Source organism: Oleiphilus sp. HI0128 (assembly GCF_001635365.1).
In genome coordinates, this window is record NZ_LWGG01000904.1 from 1 (window position 1) to 6,613 (window position 6,613).

The following is a 6,613-nucleotide window of genomic DNA, read 5'->3' on the forward strand; positions in this document are numbered from 1 at the left end:
TAATGAGTACAAATAGAATGAGGGCAATTAAAATATAAATCATAAGGCGAGTGTAGCTTGTTGCTAAACCAAAAAAAAGCCCGCTTAATCGCGAGCTTTATAAGGCAACCTGAGCTTTGTTAGGACAAAGCCTTAACCGTTTAGCCTCTTTTCAATTTCAATATACTTAATAACAGCATCTTCAGGAAACATGAGCTCGCTTCCTTGTTTAACGCTTTTAATTAAGCTCTCGCGGGCATAGCGTTTCACCGTAACTTCGGTTTTTCCCATCATTGCGCTTGCTTCAGCGAGTGTTAGTAACTTTTCTCCGCCTGACATACTTTGCTCCAAATAATATTAGTCGTAAAAAATCGAATATGTGAATTAGAGTATAGTTAATGCAAATAATATTTCCTGAATTGTTTGTAGCATTAAGTTAATTTTATGTTTCGAGCATTTAACTGAGGAGCGCGGCAATGCTTGCAAATATAGTCATAATAAACAGGAACCACTTTAGCGTATTCTGACTGACATTAATTGTGATCTTCACAGCCAGGTAAGCACCTGCAACAGAACCGACCGCGAGCAAGAGGCCTGGCGCCCACCATACTTGGTCCCGCCATACAAAAAGACCGAGAGCAACTAGAGTAAAACCGAGTGTGCACACCACCTTTAGCGCGTTGGTTCGAGCCAGATCGTAACGGAGGCCTCCAGCAATCGCAGCAATTAAAATAAAACCAACGCCCGCTTGGACGAACCCACCGTAAAACCCGGCTATAAAAAGCATTGGTATAGATTGCTTTTGCTCCATTACTGAAAAAGCCTTGGTGCCTTCAGTTACCGCAATAGCGGAGGGCTTAAATAAGATTATGCCGGCCATGATAATCATCGCGCCGAGCAAGGTTGGTTTCAGGTAGTCAGCAGGCATATAAGAGGCGAATGCAGCACCAACAAGCCCGCCAAGCATGGTGACAAGCAGAATAGATTTGATATCGGGAATATCAAGCTTTCCGTGCTTGGCAAAACCTCTGTATGCAGTAAACGATTGAAGTACGACACTGACTCGATTAGTCGCATTTGCAATGTCGGGAGGAATCCCCATTACCATTAATGCTGGAATTGTAAGATTGGAGCCTCCACCAGCCATGGTGTTTATAATGCCTGCGAGAAACCCTGTTATGATTAATACCAATATATAGAGTAAGTCGAGTTCATACATGGCGTTTTCCCTAAAGGCTTGGTGTGACAAAAAATAAAGCTGGGCATGGTACTGTAAATTTTTGCATAATGCACCGCTGTATATGAACTTAAGAAGACCGAAAAACACTTAGCCAAGATGAACCAAAGCAACTATCAAGCTGATGTGCAATCATCGGTAGAACACTGCCTGCGGCAGGCAGAACATCACCTTAAGAAAAGCTTCGTTTATCACAACCTTTGCTTTCTTCTAAAGGGGCAAGCTGCCGGCCAGTTTGTCGTCACACAAAACGCTTTTAAGACTTATCGATACAAGCTTCGATTTAATCAGGCGCTCTTAAATCAAAACCAACAAGCCTTTATCGAAGAGGTTGTACCTCACGAATGTGCACACCTCATCGTCTATCAGTATTTTGGTCGCTATCATGAAGGCAAGAAGGTAATGCCGCATGGACGACAGTGGAAGCAGGTTATGTCAGAAGTATTTAATGTTGAGCCAAAGGTAAGGCATAACTTCTCAAGCGCGAAAAGGGCACGACGAACCTTTGCATATATTTGTGCATGTCACGATCGAATTCATGATTTGAGCGCAATTCGACACAATAGAATCGTAAGAAGTGATGCAAGATATGTATGCAAAAGCTGTAAGGAAAGCTTGAGAATTAAATAGGCCAAAGTGAATGAGGCCAGGCAGTTCTTATTTAAGAGGAGCTTGTCGTTAGCGAGCGATCTGACGCCAGTTAACGACAAGGCGACTAAAGAATTTACTTCTCTAGATATTGAAGCTTGTTAGGAACACCGTCCCACTCTTTAGCATCTGGAAGCGGGTCTTTTTGCTCGGTAATGCAGGGCCAAGTCTGACATAGCTCGGCGTTTAGCTCGATATACTGCGTCTGGTCGGCAGGCAATTCGTCCTCAGAAAAGATTGCATCAGCTGGGCATTCTGGCTCACAAAGTGCGCAATCGATACATTCGTCAGGATCGATTACCAGAAAGTTAGGGCCTTCATAGAAGCAGTCTACAGGACAAACTTCCACACAATCTGTGTACTTACACTTAACACAGTTATCGGTTACAACAAATGTCATATTGCTATTCCAGTGTTTGGTCTCATTAAAATTATGCGGTGTATTCTAATGTCAGATGTGACAGGGTTCAAGCTTAAACGCCTGTCATAGCGCAAATGTTACGATTATTGACTTAAAACACAAGTAAGTTAGCGCAAGAGACAAGGCATCATATAACTTAGTTGATCAATCTTCGTAGCTCATAAAGCTTATCCAATGCTTGCCTAGGGCTAAGCTCATCAGGGTCCAGGTTAGCAAATGCTTTCTCAATCAATGAAGGCTCTTGTGCAAACATATCACTTTGAAATGCATTTTGTTCTGAAATAGAGTCAGTAGCTTGTGTTGCAATATTGCTTGCAGTTATGGGCTCAGACGGCTCGCTTGTTTCCGTAGACTCCAAAGAACTTAGCTTTTCCTTCGCCTTCCCAATAACACTATCCGGAACACCTGCGAGCTGCGCGACCTGCAAACCGTAGCTTTGGCTTGCGGCGCCTTCAAGAACATTATGTAGAAAGATAATTCTATCTTCGTGCTCAGTAGCGCTCAGGTGAACGTTGACAACACTCTCGTGCTCTTCAGCAAGCTGCGTCATTTCGAAATAGTGAGTTGCGAACAAACTATAAGCTTGGATATTTTTAGCCAAATGCTCTGCACTAGACCATGCAAGCGACAAACCGTCGAAAGTGCTGGTACCTCTTCCTACTTCATCCATCAAGACCAGACTGTTTTCTGTAGCGTTATTCAAGATGTTCGCAGTCTCGGTCATCTCAACCATAAAAGTGGAGCGACCGCCTGCCGTATCGTCAGAACTTCCCATTCGTGTGAATATTTGGTCGATTTCACCTATTGAGGCTTTACCTGCTGGAACAAAACTTCCTGTACCTGCTAGCAATATAATCAGAGCAGCCTGGCGCATATAGGTAGACTTCCCCCCCATATTGGGCCCGGTAATCATAAGCATTTTTCGCTTTGGATCTAATATCAGATCGTTTGGCACAAAAGGCGCTGTACTGAGCTGTTCAACAATAAGGTGTCGGCCTTCTTCAATTAACAGGGTGTTACCCTGATTAAATTCCGGCCTATTGAGATTTAAAGTGTGAGCTCTTTCAGCAAAATTGCTAAGCACGTCGAGCTCAGAAAGCCCTTTTGCACACCTCTGAAGCGCGTCAATCGCCTCATTTAATTCATCAAGTAGGCTTTCGTAAAGGGCTTTCTCGCGCGATAAAGCGCGACTTTTACTGCTCAGCGCTTTATCCTCAAAAGCTTTCAGCTCTGGCGTTATAAAGCGCTCTGCATTTTTTAGCGTTTGACGCCTTATATATGCATCGGGCGCTTTATCTGACTGAGCTTTTGAAATCTCGATAAAGTAACCATGAACTCTATTGTAACCAACCTTCAAGGTCGAAAGCCCGGTTGCCTCCCGCTCCTGAGTCTCTAGATCGATTAAAAATTGACCGGCATTTTCACTGATATTGCGTAAGTCATCTAGCTCTGCGTCAAAACCATCTTTTATCACGCCGCCATCTCTAATAACGACGGGAGGGTTATCGATAATTGCTCGCTCTAATAACTCAGCTAAAGAGGGGTGTTCGGATATATCTTTAGCTACTTCACCAAGACTTGGGCAATCAACTGACCTTAAATCTGCCTGTATGGCGGGTAGTAGTATTAAAGTGTCTCTAAGTCGTGATAGGTCACGAGGGCGTGCAGATCTAAGCGCAATCCTGGCGAGTATACGCTGTACATCTCCGACTTGTTTTAAATTCGTTTGAATGGCGTCGTAGTTATAGGATTGCTCAAGTGAAGACACGCAATCTAGACGGGCATTCACAATTTCCCGGTCTCTTAAAGGGTGGTGGAGCCAGCGCCTAAGCAAGCGGCTACCCATTGCAGTTTTACAGGCATCCATTGCCCACGCCAAGGTGTGATTACTTTCGCCAGCAAGGTTGGTGTCAATTTCTAGGTTCTTGCGACTGGCTGCATCGAGTAGAATGTATTGACTACGCTCTTCTTTATTGATGGTGACAATATGAGGCAGCTCATTACGCTGAGTATCCTTTGCATACTGCAGCAGACAACCCGCCGCGCAGATAGCTAATTGCATCGAATCGATACCAAAGCCGCTTAAGTCTTTCGTTTTAAATTGAGTAGTCAATAAGCTTTTTGCGGAATCAAGATCATAAAGCCATGGAGCTTGGCGTCTAAGACCAGTTAAGTTCTCAAAAGCTCCTTCATATGGAAACTCTTCACTTATTAAAACTTCCGACGGTCTAATACGCTGCAACTCGCTTATTAGGTCGGGCAAGCCTCGAACTTGCGACACAGAAAAGCGTCCGCCACTCAGGTCTAGGTAGGCTAGACCAAAGGCTTCCTCATCACCAAAGGAAATTGAGCAGAGCAAATTGTCACGCCGCTCTTCTAGAAATGCCTCGTCAGTCAGCGTGCCGGGAGTGACAATTCTCATTACCTTACGCTCAACCGGCCCCTTGCTTGTTGCCGGGTCACCTGTTTGCTCGCAGACAGCAACCGACAAACCAGATCGAACAAGCTTTGCAATATAATTCTCAGCGGAGTGATAGGGGATACCCGCCATTGGAATAGGGTTGCCACCACTCTTACCGCGTGCCGTTAAAGTGATATCTAGCAATTGAGCCGCTTTTTTTGCGTCATCGTAGAACATCTCATAAAAATCGCCCATTCGATAAAAGACAAGCTCATTAGGGTGGTCCTTTTTAATGCGAAAATATTGCTGCATCATCGGAGTATGTTTAGATTCACTGTTTTTAGCTAACTCAGGACTTTTTGACATAATTCGGGAGAAGTTCTTTTTAATTGGTTGTATATGGACTTACCTAAAGCAAAGCATTAGACGCACAACTTGTTTTAACCTTAGAGGGGGTTCCAGCTGTAGCCGCGATATATAGATGCGACTTTATTGTCGACAGAATTCTAACAAATCACGTCTCTGTCTTACCAGAAAAAACGTAATCGAAAAATCATGTCAAACACTAGGTTTTATTCATTTTTAAGCTAACTCCGAATTATTTGTTCTTAGACATAAGCTAAAGAATCCCTCTTTTATTCTTCGTTAGATTAGCAGCAGGTACACCTAAATCATGTGTTTTTAGTTGTACGAAAAGCGACTCAGTTATCATATCTAAGCATACATGTGTGTTCCATTTATCATTTTCGTCTTTGGTGCACGTTAGTACTCTTGTTATAAAACACTTCTATTGTAAGATCACTTCGATATTTCAATAACCTTAAAATAAAAATGTAAATATTATTTATATCTGTTATTAATCAGATATTTATATCTCAGTGAAATCTAAAGCTCAGATAGCTGGAGCCCACTTAGGGTCGCGTCGAGTATCAAGATTTGTCTGTCTAATTATTACTAACGATAGATTAATCTGTTGCATTTTTATTATAGCGAACATTTGTCTGCTTTCGAGGTTTGAAATTGTATGTCAGAGAAAACTGAATTTTAGTTTTAGTGAATGCTGGGGGGCGTTTGCTATTGATCTGATTTAAATCGATATAGCCTTTTTATGTCTAGTGCATTATTAAGGTTTAAAGCAGGGAAATGGCATGACAAACAAAAATAAATTATCAACTCGCTTCTATTCAATAAAGAATATTTCTGTTCCTCAACTTATCGAAATGCATAAGTTATTTGTCCAGTATTACAATAACGCCGAGTTTGAAACGTTTGCGACAGATATGGGCAATAAAACGGGAGTTTTTATACTTGAGGATAAACTAAGCAAACGAATTATCGGTTTCTCAACATGGACCGAATTAGAGCTAGATCATGGTAATGAAAAAGCTATCGGTATATTCAGTGGTGATACCGTCGTTGATAAGGCGTATTGGGGAGATAAATCACTTCAAAAAGCTTTCGCAATAAAGTTATTTTCGACAAAACTCAAGAACCCTAGAAAGCATGTGTTCTGGCTACTAATTTCTAAGGGCTATAAAACCTACTTATTGATGACGAACAACTTTCACCAATTTTATCCCTGTCATCAACATCATAACCCGAAGCTAGAGAGTATTGTTGATGAATACTGTAACAAGCTTTATCCGAGCGCTTACTGTTCAAAAAGCCGCTTACTCGATTTTGGTGACGAATATCAAAACCTCAAGGAAGGTGTTGCCTGCATTACGCCAGAAATGAGAGATGAAAACCGTGATATCGACCACTTCGCAAAACTTAACCCAACGTGGGAGAAAGGTACTGAACTACCTTGCGCGGGCGAAGTAACTATAAGTATGTTACTCGATTTCATGCAGCGTAATATGATTCCTTTCAAGAAAAAACAGAGTCGGCAGAGTCTTCGTCAAAAAGCAGGTCAGGTCAGCAAAGA

At 42.3% G+C, this 6,613-nt stretch carries 6 protein-coding genes; 2 read left to right on the top strand and 4 right to left on the bottom strand.

The genetic code is table 11. From position 1 onward, the window contains the following. Window positions 1-132: 132 nt before the first annotated feature. Both A3763_RS14720 and A3763_RS14725 read right to left on the bottom strand, forming a co-directional pair. Window positions 133-318: a helix-turn-helix domain-containing protein gene (locus A3763_RS14720; protein WP_068510693.1), complete on the bottom strand. Its 186-nt coding sequence runs from the start codon at window positions 316-318 to the stop codon at window positions 133-135. Between the two features lie 118 nt (window positions 319-436). Continuing rightward, window positions 437-1,198: a sulfite exporter TauE/SafE family protein gene (locus tag A3763_RS14725; protein ID WP_068510695.1), complete on the bottom strand. Its 762-nt coding sequence runs from the start codon at window positions 1,196-1,198 to the stop codon at window positions 437-439. A gap of 117 nt (window positions 1,199-1,315) precedes the next feature. Between A3763_RS14725 and A3763_RS14730 the strand changes: the two genes are divergently transcribed. After that, window positions 1,316-1,846 carry a SprT-like domain-containing protein gene (locus A3763_RS14730; RefSeq protein ID WP_068510697.1) on the top strand — a complete coding sequence of 177 codons (531 nt, stop codon included), beginning with the start codon at window positions 1,316-1,318 and terminating at the stop codon, window positions 1,844-1,846. 94 nt (window positions 1,847-1,940) lie between these two features. Here A3763_RS14730 and fdxA read toward each other — a convergent pair whose 3' ends face one another. Both fdxA and mutS read right to left on the bottom strand, forming a co-directional pair. Further along, window positions 1,941-2,264, bottom strand: a complete 324-nt coding sequence (gene fdxA / locus A3763_RS14735; protein ID WP_068510699.1) for a ferredoxin FdxA — start codon at window positions 2,262-2,264, stop codon at window positions 1,941-1,943. A gap of 157 nt (window positions 2,265-2,421) precedes the next feature. Then, window positions 2,422-5,052, bottom strand: coding sequence for a DNA mismatch repair protein MutS (gene mutS, locus A3763_RS14740; RefSeq protein WP_068510701.1), 2,631 nt, complete (start codon window positions 5,050-5,052; stop codon window positions 2,422-2,424). Between the two features lie 782 nt (window positions 5,053-5,834). Here mutS and A3763_RS14745 point away from each other — a divergent pair. Beyond that, window positions 5,835-6,613: hypothetical protein (locus A3763_RS14745; RefSeq protein WP_068760177.1), on the top strand; the 779-nt coding region annotated here is incomplete at its 3' end.

Coding starts and splice junctions, on each gene's coding strand:
- A3763_RS14720 (WP_068510693.1), bottom strand. CDS start 318: ATGTCAGGCGGAGAAAAGTTACTAACACTCGCTGAAGCAAGCGCAATG.
- fdxA (WP_068510699.1), bottom strand. CDS start 2,264: ATGACATTTGTTGTAACCGATAACTGTGTTAAGTGTAAGTACACAGAT.
- A3763_RS14730 (WP_068510697.1), top strand. CDS start 1,316: ATGAACCAAAGCAACTATCAAGCTGATGTGCAATCATCGGTAGAACAC.
- A3763_RS14725 (WP_068510695.1), bottom strand. CDS start 1,198: ATGTATGAACTCGACTTACTCTATATATTGGTATTAATCATAACAGGG.
- mutS (WP_068510701.1), bottom strand. CDS start 5,052: ATGTCAAAAAGTCCTGAGTTAGCTAAAAACAGTGAATCTAAACATACT.